Here is a 15,366-nt window from a genome sequence, read left to right as displayed (position 1 = left end):
TTTACGGAGCGTTCTTGTTCTAATTTTTGAGCTAACTGAACACTATTATATGTACTTTTAATCTCCGTCTTTTCTCACGATTCGATTCAGATTGCTATAATAATCTGGCAACTTATAAACTCCCTGATATCTACTTTAATTAAATAGAAATGGTTTGACAGATGAAATCATCCGATCTAACTCAGTTTTATTGTGTTTGAGAAGATGGTGTCCCCACAATTCATTCGTATTATTGGAGCAATCTTTTGCAAGAGCTTCTCCGATATTTTCAAAATCCTTATTAATATCTCTCCTTAATCTCTCTGGTTCAGATAACACTCCAAGAACAAATACTCTATTTTTTAAATCATCGGGAATCTGACCCTTTACATAAATCAATCTATCTTCATGCTCATCAAAATCAATCAGCGAGGCAATCATTCTGTGTGGATATTGTCGCATTGTAGAGGCATAATCATTCGTAAATTTATCCACAACGTCTTCCCAACCACGAGCTTCTGGTAGGACTTGAATAGCGCAGCTATTGAGGTTTAGCTCAAGAATAAATCCGTTCGCAATCTGACGATTAGCATCGTCTTCGGGCAACACAAGAATGTGCGGTTTATACTTATTCACGCTCATAGTTCTATATCGCCACGAATCAAAGCATCTACAAGATCACCTTGAACAGACATCTCATTGAGCAATCTGATTAAAGTTGGCTCCAAGTGGCTTTTTCGATCAAGTACAAAGGTATTTTCATTTGAAAACTTTCGGATTCCTTCCTCATGATGCGAAGTCACCAAAATTTGTCCACTATTCTTAAATGAGCGTCGCAGTGATGTTATAAAATGTCCAACCTCTGACAAAGAGAGATAGTTGTCAGGCTCATCCCAGAAGCAAAAAAGTGGCCCGTATGATTTGTTAGCAGCCAAGACAACAGCACAAAGAAAAAAGCATTTTTCACCGTCAGATAAGTCTTTAAAGTTAACACTCAGATTTGCATTATTTTCTTCAAAGCGAACAATCATGCTTTTGAAGTCTTTGCCAATAAGTTCATTCAGAAAATCCTTTATGTCAGGCATAACTTCTCGAAGATATTGGTCAACCTGTGTGTAGGCCGCAGGATAGCGACCGAGTAACCCAGAAAACCACTCCCCAATATTTGAACCCTCTCGCTTTGGCTCCAAAGTTTCACCATTAGAGTCTCCGGTCATCAAGCTTGGGATCGGGGCTAAAATGATCATCTGAGCAAGCCAAGTCTTGAAAATATGAAGAGGATCAGTCTCTGATTGTTTCTGAATTACTGGAAGGGCAATAAGATGCCAATCTAGCAGAAACTGAGCCTCACGATTTTGTGAGTTGTTGTAAACAGTGACTTGCGCTTCTTTTCGAGAGTATATTATATCTCCTGCAACTATCAATTGCTCTTCAAAAACTCGAAGCTCTTTAAAATTTTCTGGCAGTTCTAAAGCAAGGGTATATTTGTATAATTTCTTTTCAATTAATACTTCTATTTCAAACCGGATCGGAACATCAGACCTTCCACGAGCAAAATCCTTCGATTGGACAAGTTGGCCAACTCTATTAATGCCTCGACCGATGGACTGAAGTACCTCTAATGCAGAGGCAATAGTTGATTTACCTGCACCATTTTTTCCAATCAAGAGAGCAGATGATATCCCCTTTATGGGCAGTTCAAAGTTTTCTAGACATCTGAAATTGTGTATATATAGTCTTTGGAGCATAGGAAAACGATTCCGAGGAGTGGAAAGTGAAAGAACTTTTTGATCTGCCTAAGTAGTGAATAAGCATTGCCACGAACGTCCTGAGAATTCCGGTGCTTTGCTGTTCGACAAAGGAATTAGATACATATTAAATTACATTTACTCTCATAACAAACGCTATCCTCAAGAAATGGGAGTTGATGAATTTAAAAGTTTAGAGGTTGTTTGGAAAGTCCTAAACACGAATGATGCGATCGCACACCACACAGCACTAAACTAGAAAGTAAGATGCTCAAGATAACCTATGGACGCCACAGTAACGACTTTACCTTCTACACTCAAATTGAAAATTGACTTGACTGATGAGCAATTTTTCCAGATGTGTCAGAAAAACCGCGATTATCGATTTGAGCGTACAGCATCAGGGGAATTATTAATTATGCCACCTACAGGTAGTGATACTGGCAGACGAAATGTAAAAATTAGTACTCAATTAGATATTTGGAACTCTGAGAGTAATTTAGGCGAAGTTTTTGACTCTTCAACTGGTTTCACATTACCCAATGGTGCAGAACGTTCTCCTGATGCTTCTTGGATAACAATTGAGCGATGGAATACTTTAACCCCAGAAGAACAAGAAAAATTTGCCCCGATTTGTCCTGATTTTGTAGTAGAGTTGCGTTCTCGTTCTGATTCCTTGAAAGAATTGCAGGAGAAAATGCAGGAGTATATCGAAAATGGTACTCAATTAGGCTGGTTAATTGATCGTAAAAACAAGCGAGTGGAAATTTATCGTCCAGGTAAAGATGTAGAGATATTAGAGAATCCTGCTAGTTTATCAGGAGAAAACGTACTACCTGGATTTGTGTTAGATTTACAGCAGATTATGTAGCTTTATTGATTAAGATACACTTTAGCAACATTTATTTTTAGCGAGATGCTTTTGCAGTATACACAAGCAACCTGTAAGTAAGTTTAAGATGAAATTAAGGGCGTTCTAAAATCAAAATATGATTCAGTAACGCCCTTAATTTAATTTATTAATCCTAGAGAATCCCAAGTCTAGCTACACAATTATGGTAGAAATTAGATGAGGCTTTGACAATTGAGCAAACCACTAATTAAGCAAAGGCAAAAATTTGCGAATTAACCCAATTGTCACTGCTGGTAATTCCAGCTGCGGTGTTAACCCCACATCTTCCAACTGTTGAAAAAATCGGATCGCTTGGGGATTAATTTCGGCAAGGCGGCGACCAATTGATGGCCCTGTAAATTGCGATCTTTGTCCCCAAATCATGGCGGTGGGAGTTGTTAGTTGTTGAATATAAAGAGATAAATCAAAGGATAAATCGCCACGGACAAAAGACAGGGCTGCATACTCAGCATTAGGTTGTTGGGCGGATTGTAAATAAGCATCGACAATTTCTTGGTAGACTCGATTAGACTGAGCAAATTGCCGTTGCTCCAAGAAGCTGCGAATACCCCCACTCGTAGCAATTCCAGTGCTGTAAAGTAAACGGTCAACAACGGGAACGCTGACTAACTGGGCAAAAAAACTACGGGAATAGTCTTCGCCAAAGTCAGAAAGTCCGGCGGGGGTAGTGAGAATTAAAGACTTGAATAAATCAGGATGAGTTGCTGCTACTCGAATTGTAAATGCTGCGGTTAAAGAAGAAGCGATCGCACTTACTGGCCCAGTACAAGTCTGCTCGAAAAACTCCCGAATCGTGGTCAAATAATCCTCAACATTATAACTCAGTGCCGGATGTTCAGACCTACCCCAACCGATTAAATCTGGCGCAATGACCCGATATTCGGCGGCAAAAGCCGGATAAACTTTCGACCACTCATAAGCAGAAGAACCACCACCAAAACCGTGCAGGAACACCAAAGTTTCCCGATCATCTTTGGCAGTTACATTATTTAGCCAAGGTGCCCCAGCGGCAGTATAGTATGCCATTCTACCTAGTGAGGTATTTATTGACCGTTGTTCAAATCCTAGTGGTTGAAACATAAGTATTTTTGTTGACTGTGGTGATTAGTTGGCACAAGTGAAAGAATAGACCTGGGACGCAAAGAGAGTATTTGATAATTTCTCCGCGTCACCGCGTTTTTTTGTCACCCTGGATGCTTACGTGTTTAGTTCAAACTCTCCACTCATTGTTATTATCAGCGAACCAATCACTCTAGGACTTCTCGCTACCGCCAGATTAAGTAGATATAAAATTATTTGATTACTTGTAAAGATTTGGTAATTATTTTTTCATAATAGAAAATAACTTAACGTTGTAATTACTGTTTTATAAGGGTTTTTTGTGCTAGGGACTATCACTAAAGCGTGAATCAAACATAAGTTTTTATGGTAATCTATCAAAAAAACTATAAATAATTTTGAGCGTCAAGAAGAGTCAAAACGCTGATTTTAATAACCTATTAATTCTACTAGTGCTTTGGGCTTACGATCGCGATCGCTCAAACTGCACTATCAAGCGCTAATAAAGCCTTTATGCCCTTGCTCTGAGCGATTTTAAATGGTATCTTGATTTCCGCGGTACTGTATTAGTCTACTATCCGTCCATGAAAACCGGGCATCTTGTGGTTTGGGCTTCACCCTTTCTTCATCCCTAGTAAAACTTATACAATAGGTAATTTCGTAATTAAGTAGGTAAACACTGTGGCACAGGCTTCGTCTTCTTGGCAGCAATTGATCAACCAGATCCCCAAATGGAACTGGCCGCTGACAAAATTCAAGACAAAAAGAGCCACAAAGCAGCAAACATTTAAGCGCTTCTCTGGACCTGGGGGCTTTCTTGGGTTCCTGACAATCGTCGTTGCCATGTTGTTGTGGAACTGGAAACTGCTATTGGCTCTCTTAATCGGCGTTGGAATAATGGTATTAGTTTACTCAATGCAGGAGTGGGACTGGCAATTGCACTGGTCTAAGATACGTAAGTTCTTAAACAGTTCAAATCGTCGGTTAGCCTTAGCAGTCGTCAGTGGTGGTCTTGCTACTGTCAGCACTTACATGGCAGCTGCAATTTGGGTTGACTCTCACAGTCCTTGGATTGCCACCGGTGCTATTGTGCAAGGTGTGGGAACTCTGTTAACTTTAATTTTATTGGTATGGCAAATTGTCAACTTCTATGAAAATCGAGAAGAAGACCACCTCGATCAGTTGTTGGTGAATTTAACAGAAAAAGATCCATTGAAGCGGTTGATTGCCCTACGTCAACTAACTAAATTCATCAGCCGTAAACAAGTTGATTCTTCAGTACAGCAAGATGTTGTCGAATGCTTGCAACTTCTACTCAGTCAAGATGAGGAAGTGGTGATTCGAGAGGCAGCTTTTAAGAGTTTACAAGCTTGCGATCGCCTACAGCTGCTACCACCCAAAACAGCAACTTTCGTACCCCTATCTACAAAAGTCAAGCACCACGTTTATTAGTTATGGCTCAAAAGCAGTATGAAAGAGAGTTTCAAGTCAAGTCATACTGCTATGCAGCTTGAGTTTTGTCACTCAACTAGGCAAGATATGTGTAAATAAATGTGGTTATTCAATATATATAGGACTTACGCAAAAAAGCTCCGAAGTAGCGGTAATTCATGAATTACCGCTACGACAAATCAGGTTTTTGAGGGAATTTTGCGTAAGTCCTAATATAGTATGCCAAACTATAGCAATCCGACTTGATTCCTGAATTTACTTGCGTGGCAGGCAACAGGGAACAAGGGATAAATCTGTACTGAGTTTTGGTCAAAAATAAAATAGGATTCGTATATTAGTTAAACATCAAAATCCAAATTTGACTTAAAAATCAAGGATAGAACGCCCCAATTTCTACAAGATTTTCCCATTTTAGATAATAATCTGGCAAAATCTCCATACTTTTGGCGAAGTAACTTTGCATAATTACTGAAAAGCCATAAATATGAAATTACTTTTGTGGAGACAATGATAAATAGAATAGAAAAAACTCTAGACAAACAACGAGATATTAGATTTGATATCTTAAAAACCATTGCACTACTTTGTATTATTTTCGCCCATATCGGACTTGAAGACAATATTTTATTTGACATCAGACGTTTTGATGTACCTCTGATGGTTATTGCATCAGGAACATTATATTACTATTCAGCTAACAATAAAAAAATATCTTTTTGGAATTATTTGCAAAAAAGATTGCCTCGTCTGATTGCTCCGGTATGGTTATTTTTGACTTTTTTCTTCATTTCGGCTAATCTGATATTTTTTTTGCTAGCTAGACCTTATCCATTTTCTTCTTCAGAAATAATTGAAACATTTCTCTTCTTAAAAGGGATTGGATATGTCTGGATTATTCGTGTATTTACTCTCGTTGCTATTTTTGCGAATCCTTTATTGAAGTTATACAAATTATGTAAGTCTGAAAATAAATTTTTAGCTCTGCTATTTTTAATATATCTGGGATACGAAATATTATTTCTTAAAATTGGCCATTTTCACTTACACAGTCAAACCATTATCCAATTTATCGATGATTACTTATTTTATCTTATACCCTACGGATGTTTATTTGGCTTGGGCATAGTGTTACTCCAACTTGGATTCAAAAAAATATTATTTATTTCGGGATTGTTTTTGACTATCTTCTTATTATTAACTGGGTTCTATTACCGGACTCTAGGACATTTTGCATCTACCGCAGATTTTAAATATCCACCCACAATGTATTTTGTTTCTTATGGAATTTTTATGTCTTTGTTTGCTTTTTGTGCAGTAGATAGAATTTGTTATAACTATAATTTATCTAACAATAATCATGTCTTAATCAGAGGAATTATTTTTATCAGTTCATCCTCTTTATGGATATATTTGTGGCATATATTCTTTGTTTATTATTGGCAAACTCTGGTGGTATATTTACCAAAATTTGCCAGTCACTTTCTGATTGCCTTTTCAGTAGTAACTGTAGGAGCGATCGCAGTCACTTATCTCCAGAAAAAAATTATTTCTGGAATAATTAGCAAAACCAGATATGGTCAGAATCACTCGAATATGCTTTCTATGTTGTTGTTGAAATAATTTATACTCAGGAAAACAAGACAAAATAGGTTAACGTTGGGCATTTGTCATTTACAAATGCCCAATGCTTATTTTTGAGACAGCCGTCCATTGCGAACTTGCACTACCCGATGATTGCATCGCCGCACCAATTGTTCATCGTGAGTGGTAACAATTACTGTAGCCCCAAAAGAATTTAACTTCTGGAGAATCTGGATCACTTGCCAAGAATTATCTGGATCGAGATTTCCAGTAGGCTCATCCGCCAACAGCAGGGGTGGTGTGCCAACGATCGCACGGGCAATACTCACCCGTTGTTGCTCTCCCCCAGACAGTTGATCTGGAAAGCAGCCAGCTTTATTCAGCAAACCCACCAATTTTAAAGTTGGTTGTAAGCGTCGTTGAATTTCTTTGCGGGTATACCCTTGAGCTTGCAACACAAAAGTCACATTTTCCGCTACTGTTCGTTGGGTAATCAATTTGTAGTCTTGAAACACAATGCCAATGCGTCGCCGTAATAATGACAAGCGATCGCCCCGTAAACCCGCTACATTATATCCATCAACAATTACTTCTCCCTCTGTGGCTAACTCCTGTCCATACAGCAGTTTCAAGAGCGTTGATTTACCAGAACCAGAAGGCCCGGTGATAAACAGAAATTCTCCCTTTTTTACCCCAAGGTTCACATTCAACAAAGCGTCACAGCCATTATTATAGGTCTTAGTTACAGATTGCAATTGCACCTTTGCAGTAGTATTGCTACCCTGCTGTTTAGTTTTACTATCCTCTCTATGAACTGATTTGTCTTTCTTAACTTGAGTTGTTAATACTGGCATTGTTCAATCTTCCTCATACCCACAACCAAACAGTTTGCCGATTTAGATGTGACATTCCTCTCAAAAATAAGGATTCCCAGGTTTCGCCTAGAAATTTGAAATTTACCAAAAAAAATTTTAAGTTTTTTGAAGGCTTTAATACTAACACTCCCTAGTACAGACGCGATTAATCGCGTCTCTTAAGATTAATCGCGTCTCTTAACTAATTGCACCCCTTGCTGTCAAACGATAAACAAACGCTTTCACAGCAAACGCCGGTAACGCCAACATCCGCCGCCAACGCCAAGGTTCTTGATAAAGCCGATACAACCATTCCAAATTATTATTTCCTAACCAGGCGGGAGCGCGAGTTTTAGTTCCCGACCAAATATCAAAACTGCCACCAACGCCAATCCAAATTGCTTGAGGACACAAATGGCGATTTTCCGCAATCCATAACTCTTGACGTGGCACTCCCAAACCGACAAAAATTACTTGTGGCTGCAATTGAGCCAGAGTTTGTTGCAATTTTGCTTCTTCTTCTGGGGAATGGTAGCCTGAGTGAGTACCTACTATACTTAAATCTGGAATTTGCTGCTGCCAAAAATCTGCCGCAATTGAGGCCACTCCAGGCGCTGCACCATAGAAAAATATCTTTGCCCCTGTCTGGTGTTGCCCAAGTTCTTGCAAAAGTTTTTCTGCTAATTCAATCCCCGGAAAACGCTGCACATTTTGCCATAATAGCCACCGCAAATATAGAACAACCCCGGCTCCATCTGGAATCACAAGTTCAGCATTTTTAATCACCTCAGCTAAGAAATGATTTCGCTCTGCTTGCATAATCATTTCTGCATTCAGCGTTACTACATGAGTTCCTTTGCCTGTGTGCAGGCATTCTAACAACCAGCCTGGATAGTTAGCCATCACATGAACTGGTATTCCCAACACTGAAAATGCTTGATTGCCGTTAGACATAACCTATTGTTGATTAACCATCACACCAGATTTCCTTGATTGTTAAGTTTATCAAATTTTTTTAGATTAGAACTTAGGCAGGAGAGATTCCCCATTGCCCTGCAACAATAGAAAGCATATTGAACTAATTAGTCTTGGGCGCTTGTACTTGGACTGAACCAGTGCAAATTTTATGATTGTTAAAGTGTAATATTCACTCAGTATAAAACGCTCAACTCTGGTTCCGGGAACACAAGCCCCCACTATACTACTTGCAGTTAGTGTGGGAGTATGTCACCAAACTCGACTTTACGGTTAAGGTAGTGTAACGGGCTGAAGTTGGCTATGAGTAAAATTCGGATTGCTGTGATTGAAGATCATGACCTAACTCGTGTGGGTATTCGGACAGCACTACTGCAAAAGAATGACATTGAAGTTGTAGGTGAAGCTGCTAATGCTACTGACGGGCTAAAAATGTTAAAAATGGTACAACCAGATATTGCCATTGTCGATATTGGTTTACCAGATAAGGATGGCATTGAGTTAACACGGGAGGTAAAATCTACTATTAATGGGCAGCAGCTAGTGACAAAGGTGTTAATTTTGACGCTGCGGGATAATAAAGAAGCGGTGTTGGCAGCTTTTGCTGCTGGTGCAGACTCTTACTGTATGAAAGATATCAAATTCGATAATTTGCTGGAAGCAGTGCGAGTCACTTACAATGGCAACGCCTGGATCGATCCGGCGATCGCTCGGATTGTATTACAACAAGCGCAACAAAATCCCCAAAAGTTGGAATCGGCTTTTGTCGATGCCAAGACTATTGCCCCTAACCCTGATTCTGTTGAGAATCTGGAAGGAATTCAACCTTACACCCTGACAGAAAGGGAATTAGAAGTGTTACAGTTGATTGTCGAAGGTTGTAGTAATGCACTAATTGCGGAAAGACTTTACATCACTGTTGGGACTGTTAAAACTCACGTTCGCAATATTTTGAATAAGCTATGTGCCGATGACCGTACTCAAGCAGCAGTCCGCGCCTTGCGTTCTGGGTTGGTTGGATAAAGTTAATTTTGGTTTGGAGCAATTATTCAGGATCAACACAAGAAACTCCCAACTTTGAGAAAGTTATATTTTCAAAGTGAATGGCTTCTCGGATTTTCTGTTATTTATCAGGTGGGATAAACATCATCCTATCTCGCTATTCAAATATGTGAAAACTGAAGTCAATTATGTCTGAGATCGAGTTGGGCAAACTTAAGCTCATGGTGGTAGATGATGAGCCAGATAACTTAGATCTACTCTACCGCACTTTTAGGCGAGATTTTCAAGTATATAAAGCTAATCATGCTTTGGGCGCTCTGGAAATCTTGGATCAATTTGGCGAAATGGCAGTGATTATTTCTGACCAAAGAATGCCAGAAATGAGTGGCACTGAATTTTTTAGTCGGACTGTAGAGCGCTATCCAGACACAATTCGGATTTTGTTAACTGGTTTTACTGATGTCGAAGATTTGGTAGATGCGATTAACTCTGGTCAGGTATTCAAGTATATTACCAAACCCTGGAATCCGGATCGGCTCAGAGCCTTAGTTGAGCAAGCCACTGATACATATCGCCTAGTTAAGAAGCGCACGCAAGAGTTGCGTCGGGCTTTACGGCGAGAATCTTTATTTAATGCAGTAACAACAGCAATTCGGGAATCTTTAGACTACGACAGTATGCTGCAAAAGATTGTAGCAACTATTGGACAAACATTTGAAGCTACCAGTTGCTTGCTCAGACCAGTAGAGGGCGATCGCCTCACACAAGACGAGTTCTTCTACCGCGATCCTGAATCCGATGTATCACATAGCTTATTCAACCCCAGTGTTTTAATTGAAAAAGTACTGGAAACCCGCCATTATCAACTTGCTGAAGATGTATATAACGGCAAGCCTTCCCATCACCTGGTTGTGCCACTTAGCTACCAGCAGCATCTGTTGGCTGTGCTAGCCCTCCACCAATGGGGACGCGATCGCCCTTGGCAAGACGAAGACATCCAACTGATTGTAGGTGTTGCCGAACAAGCAGCCTTAGCCCTCTCACAAGCAAAACTCTACCAGCGCCTCCAAGAAAAGCAACAGCAGATTCACAATGAATTGGAGGTGGCTCGCCAAATTCAATACAACCTGCTACGCCAAACTTTACCTGACATCAAAGGTGTGAAGGTGCAAGCCTGCTGTTACCCAGCGCGGGAAGTCGGAGGCGATTTTTTTGAAGTTTTTGTTCATCCCAAAGGCGACTTGTGGCTAGCAGTGGGTGATGTTTCTGGTAAGGGCGTTCCAGCTGCTTTATTTATGGCTAGTATTATTTCAGTTTTGCGCCGGGAATTATCTCAAGAAACACCAGCCGAGCCGAATGTGGTCATGCAGAACCTCAACTACGCTCTCAGTGAAGACTTGATTAGCAACAATTATTTCATCACCCTTGTCTTAGCCTGTTATACCCCTAGCACTAAGGAACTTGTCTATACTAATGCCGGTCATATTTATCCACTGTTATGGTCACGCCAAGGTGCTTTAGCCGACAATCCCAATTACCTCAAAGTCCGCAGCGTTCCTTTGGGGATCTTGCCTAAATGGCAGGCACAGTCTGGTCGTTTGGTTCTCGCGGCTGGAGACACATTGTTACTAGCCAGCGATGGAATTACAGAAGCAACGGTATCAACTAATTCTGATTCAGCAGTAAAAACCGAGTCTAACGTTGAGCCAGTTAACCGTTCTATGCTGAATCAAGATGGTCTATGGCAACTCTTACGACAAGAGCAACAACCGCTTTCTCTTAACCATTTATTAGCTCGCATCCAGGCAGATAACCACGTTCAAGAAGATGATCAAACTATACTTTCACTGGAGATTTTGTAAGTCATGAAAAGTGAACTTCATGTACCAAGTGACTTGAGTTTTCTTAATATTGTCGAAAACTGGTTGCTAGGATGTTTAAAAATCCAGTTAGGAGATTCTGTGGATTGGTCACGGCAATCAAGTCGTTTAAGACTGGCTTTGGTAGAAGCCTACTCAAATGCAGTCCGTCATGCTCACAAGAACAAACCAAATTTGCCAATTTTACTGCGTTTGGAACTCAAAGACCGGGAGCTTGCCTTAGAAGTTTGGGACTTCGGCGAAGGCTTTGATATGTCTACATACTACGCTCCAGATCCGATGGAAAAACAAGAAGGTGGTTATGGTTGGATGATTATGAATCGTCTTATGGATAAGGTCGAGTATCAGTTGCAGATTGATGGTGCCAACTGTCTTAAATTAGAAGCTACTTTACCCGAATTAGTCCAATAGACAAAAGTTACTATTTTTCAAGTAATTATGATTTATCTTTATCCGAGTTTTAGATGACTAGATTTTGTTTTGGATATAATCAAATATTGCCTAAGCTATTACACCTATTTGCTAGTTTTCACGACGTAAAGAAAGTAACTCTTGGGGGGAAGCTAAAAGTTTGATTCTAGTATAGGAAATTTGCCGTTGTTGGTTGAGGATAAATAGCCACAATACATTGACACTACACCAGGAAGTTTGGGCTGTGCCTGTTACTTGGATTTGGATATCACCATTTTCTAAAGTGTCGGCTATTGCTGTGTTGGGGTAAGCTTTAATGTTTTGGCCTTCTTGTTTTAAGTAGGCTGCGATCGCATCTGTCCCCACAATATCAGATTCAAATGGTGGACGCATCACACCATTTACCGCAAATAAGGCAGCAGTTGCTTCAAATTCTCCGGCATTTAAGATTTTAAAATAGGCGAGTATACTTGGTTCTGTAATTCCCTCAATCTGGAATTCTTCTTTCAACTGCGCCGGCGATATAAATTCAGCAGAAGTCATAAAATTACCTGGATCATCCTAGCTGAATATTAATTTGAATATAAAAATAGGTAAAAAGAAAGCTCCTATTGAGAGAGATTGCCACATATTCGTAAATCTTCCTCACGATGGAAGTTTTCCAGCATTTAATCGAATACCCAAGGCCACGCGCACATTTTAGGAGAAGCGATACCACAACACGGGTTTTGCCAATGCAGACAAACAGAGGGTAATGTTAGTATCATCCATAACCAAAATAGCTTCCTTGTTGCCCTCGGTTATATTTTCCAGTTATTAGTATAAAATATGCCTAAAATTACTGTTTGCATTCCTACTTTTAATCGTGTTAATCTCCTCCCTTATGCGATTGACAGTATACTCAATCAGTCTGAGCAAGACTTTGAGCTAATTGTTTGTGATGACGGTTCTAGCGATCGCACATCTGAGTTGATGTCACAGTACACAGATCACCGGATTAAATATATCCGTCATCTGCAAAATATTGGTAAAAGTAATAATATGCGCTCTGGCTTTGATGCTGCCAGTGGTGAATATTTTATTAAGTTTGATGATGATGATCGGCTAACACCCGATTTTCTCGCAAGTACCGCAGCTATTCTTACTCAAGATTATAGCATTGATTTTGTTGGTACAGACCATTGGATAATTGATATTAACAATGTGCGGGATGAGGCAAAAACTCAAGAAAATTCTTATCGCTGGGGTAGGAAGAATTTACCAGCAGGTATTGTAGATAATTTGTTGGAAGTTGTATTTATTCAGCAAAGCTTTCAAATTGGAGCGACATTATTTCGCCGAAAAATATTGCAAGAATTAGGATATATGCAGCCAAATCTGCAAAATTGTGAGGATAATGATTTATTTGTGCGTCTAGCTTTGGCTGGAAAAAAGGGTTATTACTTACCAGAATTATTGATGGAATATCGCTCTCATGCCGAGCAGCAAGGTATCAATCGAGCCATTCCTTATTTATTTGATAAACTCCGGTATTTAGAAAGTTATAAGTTTGAGTCGGAAAAAATAGAGACAATCAGGAAAAATCGTCTAACTGAAACGCAATTATTATTAGGTTTGCGTTTAATTGAAAAGGGTGAAACGCAAAAAGGCAGAGAGCTAGTTTTAGCAGGTAAGTCTTTTTCAACTCCTAAAGCTTGGACTGGTTTAGGATTATCGCTGTTACCAGTTGGGTTGCGAGGTAAGGCGTTTAATGCACTGCGACAGGTGCGGGGTTAGACATGAAACCTAACCCCCCAGCCTCCTTCCCTAGAAGGGAATGGGGAGAATTCAAAGCCTCTCTTTTTGTAGGAGAGAGGTTTTCTAGATCCCCTGAAAAGTCAGACGCAGAGGAAAACCGCAAAGGGGTTGGCGAATTTACCTATTTTGTGGAATAGTTGGGGTAGGTTGGTAAGTTGAGTTGGATCTCAGTTGATTAATCATGAAGAATGTACCAAGAGTTAAGGCTATAGATAGGACTGCGATCGCTAAAGAGTTAGTCTTCCAAAAGCTTAGTTTCCCTTGTGTATAAGCCCTATTGAGTATATTCACTTCCCGCCTAGCTTCTTCTAAAATTGATTGGAGAGCATTTATCTGCTCATCTTCTAGTTTTGTAAATCTATCTTGTCTAAAAGCATTTTCCAGAATTTTTACCTTTTCCTCAGAGGATACTTGAGCAAGTTCTCTCCTGACAACTTCATAGGGATTACTTTGCTTTACAGGTTGTGAAGATGGAGTTGGAGAGTTTGGTTGAATCGGAGTATCTTGTCGAATATTTTTTTTGGTAAAACTGTATACGTTATTTTGCGTTACAGGTTTTGATGATTGGTTTTCAGGTATTCGTGGTTGAGTTGGGATACGCTGATTATTACCTATTTCGTTTGTTTTCAATGACCATTTATACTCACTATCTTGGATAACCATATTCTTCAATGAAGAATATAAGTAATGGTTTACTTCCCGTCTTTCAACTCCCAGCATCTCAGCAATTTTTACTGCCCTTACGGGAGTTCCACTTTTTAATATTTCAACAATTTTAGATTCGACTTTATCCATATTAACCACCAATTTTAACTTTATACAATAAAGTCAGACAGTACCCTCTGCAAAACTGTCGATAATCTTTAGCATTGTTTTTTCACCTAAGCCTTTGATACGATCAATGGCATTGCTAAAGGATGAGTATTTGCCATTTGCTTCTCGTTCATTGAATATGTTTTCAATTATTTGAAATTTTACATTAACTCGGCTCAACTTAGAAGTCAGTTTAGTTAGATTCCAAGTATTAAGTGCTTGTAAAGGTTCAATTGGTTTGGGAAGCCTATTTTCCAGTTCGTTCAGTCTGTTATAAATATTTTTAATTTCACGTTTCCACTCTTCTTCCAATTCATTAGTGCGTTTTTCAGAACGTGATTCTTGGTTTGTCATGCGAGATTCTATGTTGATGAAACGGGATTCACTTACATCTGAACCAGCAGCTACATGGCTAGGAATAGCAATATTTTGCGTTCTGAGAAATTTAACCTGCTGCTCAAGAGCTTCCTGATTGTTAGATTCAATAATGAATGCTCCAATCATTTCACCCTTTCGCAGGTCTATCTCTCTGGCTCTAGCACCAGCATAGTATTCAAAGTGTCCATCGACCACTTCATAGGATTCTAGACTGGTACTACGAAGTATTAGAGGATTTATAATTCCTTCACCTTTTAAGATTAGCTCTGCAATTCGATTCAGATCGCTGTCTGAAAAGTTTGAACGTGGAACACTAGATGTAATTTGTTTAACAGGAACAAATGAAACAGATAATAACATTACTAAATTCCTATTTTTTGTAACACTTCTATAGCTAGTAACTCAAATTCCTTAGCAGAGTCTCCATGTGGCTTGTATTCAAATACAGACCTGGGATCAGTATCCGCTCAATAAATAGGGGATAGGAAGAAAAATAAGAGGATACAAAGGGTCACACCGGATTG

16 protein-coding genes are annotated in these 15,366 nt (G+C 39.4%); 8 read left to right on the top strand and 8 right to left on the bottom strand.

Translation table 11 applies throughout. The features are described 5' to 3' along the window. Positions 1-135 precede the first annotated feature (135 nt). Both HWQ38_RS27470 and HWQ38_RS27465 read right to left on the bottom strand, forming a co-directional pair. Positions 136-621: a hypothetical protein gene (locus HWQ38_RS27470; RefSeq protein WP_292800136.1), complete on the bottom strand. Its 486-nt coding sequence runs from the start codon at positions 619-621 to the stop codon at positions 136-138. Then, a complete protein-coding gene (locus HWQ38_RS27465) occupies positions 618-1,727 on the bottom strand; it encodes an AAA family ATPase (protein WP_292800133.1) in 1,110 nt (369 codons plus the stop codon). Before HWQ38_RS27465 ends, HWQ38_RS27470 begins: the two co-directional genes overlap by 4 nt. A 55-nt stretch (positions 1,728-1,782) precedes the next feature. Here HWQ38_RS27465 and HWQ38_RS27460 point away from each other — a divergent pair, with 55 nt between their 5' ends. Together HWQ38_RS27460 and HWQ38_RS27455 are read left to right on the top strand one after the other, a co-directional pair. Next, complete coding sequence (locus tag HWQ38_RS27460; RefSeq protein ID WP_292800130.1) at positions 1,783-1,986, top strand: hypothetical protein; 204 nt, start codon at positions 1,783-1,785, stop codon at positions 1,984-1,986. A 24-nt stretch (positions 1,987-2,010) separates the two neighbouring features. Further along, entirely contained in the window at positions 2,011-2,598 is a 588-nt protein-coding gene (locus tag HWQ38_RS27455; RefSeq protein WP_292800127.1) for a Uma2 family endonuclease, read from the top strand. A gap of 225 nt (positions 2,599-2,823) precedes the next feature. Here HWQ38_RS27455 and HWQ38_RS27450 read toward each other — a convergent pair whose 3' ends face one another. Continuing rightward, entirely contained in the window at positions 2,824-3,720 is an 897-nt protein-coding gene (locus HWQ38_RS27450; RefSeq protein WP_292800124.1) for an alpha/beta hydrolase, read from the bottom strand. Positions 3,721-4,380: 660 nt separating this feature from the next. Here HWQ38_RS27450 and HWQ38_RS27445 point away from each other — a divergent pair. Both HWQ38_RS27445 and HWQ38_RS27440 read left to right on the top strand, forming a co-directional pair. Continuing rightward, complete coding sequence (locus HWQ38_RS27445; protein ID WP_292800121.1) at positions 4,381-5,151, top strand: armadillo-type fold-containing protein; 771 nt, start codon at positions 4,381-4,383, stop codon at positions 5,149-5,151. A 507-nt stretch (positions 5,152-5,658) separates the two neighbouring features. After that, the gene (locus HWQ38_RS27440; RefSeq protein WP_292800139.1) at positions 5,659-6,771 is read left to right on the top strand and encodes an acyltransferase family protein; all 1,113 of its coding nucleotides are present in this window, start codon (positions 5,659-5,661) and stop codon (positions 6,769-6,771) included. A gap of 68 nt (positions 6,772-6,839) precedes the next feature. Here the strand turns inward: HWQ38_RS27440 and ftsE are convergent, their stop codons facing one another. Both ftsE and HWQ38_RS27430 read right to left on the bottom strand, forming a co-directional pair. After that, positions 6,840-7,586: a cell division ATP-binding protein FtsE gene (gene ftsE / locus HWQ38_RS27435; protein WP_292800118.1), complete on the bottom strand. Its 747-nt coding sequence runs from the start codon at positions 7,584-7,586 to the stop codon at positions 6,840-6,842. Between the two features lie 198 nt (positions 7,587-7,784). Continuing rightward, complete coding sequence (locus tag HWQ38_RS27430) at positions 7,785-8,540, bottom strand: WecB/TagA/CpsF family glycosyltransferase (protein WP_292800115.1); 756 nt, start codon at positions 8,538-8,540, stop codon at positions 7,785-7,787. 324 nt (positions 8,541-8,864) lie between these two features. Here HWQ38_RS27430 and HWQ38_RS27425 point away from each other — a divergent pair, with 324 nt between their 5' ends. The 3 genes from HWQ38_RS27425 (at position 8,865) to HWQ38_RS27415 (ending at position 11,854) form a co-directional block, all read left to right on the top strand. After that, entirely contained in the window at positions 8,865-9,584 is a 720-nt protein-coding gene (locus HWQ38_RS27425; protein ID WP_292800112.1) for a response regulator transcription factor, read from the top strand. A 167-nt stretch (positions 9,585-9,751) separates the two neighbouring features. Beyond that, complete coding sequence (locus HWQ38_RS27420; RefSeq protein WP_292800109.1) at positions 9,752-11,425, top strand: SpoIIE family protein phosphatase; 1,674 nt, start codon at positions 9,752-9,754, stop codon at positions 11,423-11,425. Positions 11,426-11,428: 3 nt separating this feature from the next. Next, positions 11,429-11,854, top strand: coding sequence for an anti-sigma regulatory factor (locus HWQ38_RS27415; protein WP_292800106.1), 426 nt, complete (start codon positions 11,429-11,431; stop codon positions 11,852-11,854). A 111-nt stretch (positions 11,855-11,965) separates the two neighbouring features. Here HWQ38_RS27415 and HWQ38_RS27410 read toward each other — a convergent pair whose 3' ends face one another. Then, a complete protein-coding gene (locus tag HWQ38_RS27410; RefSeq protein ID WP_292800103.1) occupies positions 11,966-12,397 on the bottom strand; it encodes a ketosteroid isomerase family protein in 432 nt (143 codons plus the stop codon). Positions 12,398-12,682: 285 nt separating this feature from the next. Here HWQ38_RS27410 and HWQ38_RS27405 point away from each other — a divergent pair, with 285 nt between their 5' ends. Next, positions 12,683-13,630, top strand: coding sequence for a glycosyltransferase family 2 protein (locus HWQ38_RS27405; protein ID WP_292800100.1), 948 nt, complete (start codon positions 12,683-12,685; stop codon positions 13,628-13,630). A 138-nt stretch (positions 13,631-13,768) separates the two neighbouring features. On the opposite strand, the gene HWQ38_RS27400 is transcribed toward HWQ38_RS27405, so the two are convergent. Both HWQ38_RS27400 and HWQ38_RS27395 read right to left on the bottom strand, forming a co-directional pair. Beyond that, positions 13,769-14,446 carry a hypothetical protein gene (locus HWQ38_RS27400; protein ID WP_292800097.1) on the bottom strand — a complete coding sequence of 226 codons (678 nt, stop codon included), beginning with the start codon at positions 14,444-14,446 and terminating at the stop codon, positions 13,769-13,771. A gap of 33 nt (positions 14,447-14,479) precedes the next feature. After that, positions 14,480-15,202, bottom strand: a complete 723-nt coding sequence (locus HWQ38_RS27395; RefSeq protein ID WP_292800094.1) for a hypothetical protein — start codon at positions 15,200-15,202, stop codon at positions 14,480-14,482. Between the last annotated feature and the right edge of the window lie 164 nt (positions 15,203-15,366).

The sequence above is a fragment of the Nostoc sp. NMS7 genome (genome assembly GCF_017115085.1).
Taxonomy (GTDB): Bacteria; Cyanobacteriota; Cyanobacteriia; order Cyanobacteriales; family Nostocaceae; genus Nostoc.
Note: the sequence above shows the minus strand (reverse complement) of the source record. Positions and strands in the feature narration are given on the sequence as shown.

Coding starts and splice junctions, on each gene's coding strand:
- HWQ38_RS27400 (WP_292800097.1), bottom strand. CDS start 14,446: ATGGATAAAGTCGAATCTAAAATTGTTGAAATATTAAAAAGTGGAACT.
- HWQ38_RS27395 (WP_292800094.1), bottom strand. CDS start 15,202: ATGTTATTATCTGTTTCATTTGTTCCTGTTAAACAAATTACATCTAGT.
- ftsE (WP_292800118.1), bottom strand. CDS start 7,586: ATGCCAGTATTAACAACTCAAGTTAAGAAAGACAAATCAGTTCATAGA.
- HWQ38_RS27450 (WP_292800124.1), bottom strand. CDS start 3,720: ATGTTTCAACCACTAGGATTTGAACAACGGTCAATAAATACCTCACTA.
- HWQ38_RS27415 (WP_292800106.1), top strand. CDS start 11,429: ATGAAAAGTGAACTTCATGTACCAAGTGACTTGAGTTTTCTTAATATT.
- HWQ38_RS27410 (WP_292800103.1), bottom strand. CDS start 12,397: ATGACTTCTGCTGAATTTATATCGCCGGCGCAGTTGAAAGAAGAATTC.
- HWQ38_RS27470 (WP_292800136.1), bottom strand. CDS start 621: ATGAGCGTGAATAAGTATAAACCGCACATTCTTGTGTTGCCCGAAGAC.
- HWQ38_RS27465 (WP_292800133.1), bottom strand. CDS start 1,727: ATGCTCCAAAGACTATATATACACAATTTCAGATGTCTAGAAAACTTT.
- HWQ38_RS27430 (WP_292800115.1), bottom strand. CDS start 8,540: ATGTCTAACGGCAATCAAGCATTTTCAGTGTTGGGAATACCAGTTCAT.
- HWQ38_RS27405 (WP_292800100.1), top strand. CDS start 12,683: ATGCCTAAAATTACTGTTTGCATTCCTACTTTTAATCGTGTTAATCTC.
- HWQ38_RS27420 (WP_292800109.1), top strand. CDS start 9,752: ATGTCTGAGATCGAGTTGGGCAAACTTAAGCTCATGGTGGTAGATGAT.
- HWQ38_RS27455 (WP_292800127.1), top strand. CDS start 2,011: ATGGACGCCACAGTAACGACTTTACCTTCTACACTCAAATTGAAAATT.
- HWQ38_RS27425 (WP_292800112.1), top strand. CDS start 8,865: ATGAGTAAAATTCGGATTGCTGTGATTGAAGATCATGACCTAACTCGT.
- HWQ38_RS27440 (WP_292800139.1), top strand. CDS start 5,659: ATGATAAATAGAATAGAAAAAACTCTAGACAAACAACGAGATATTAGA.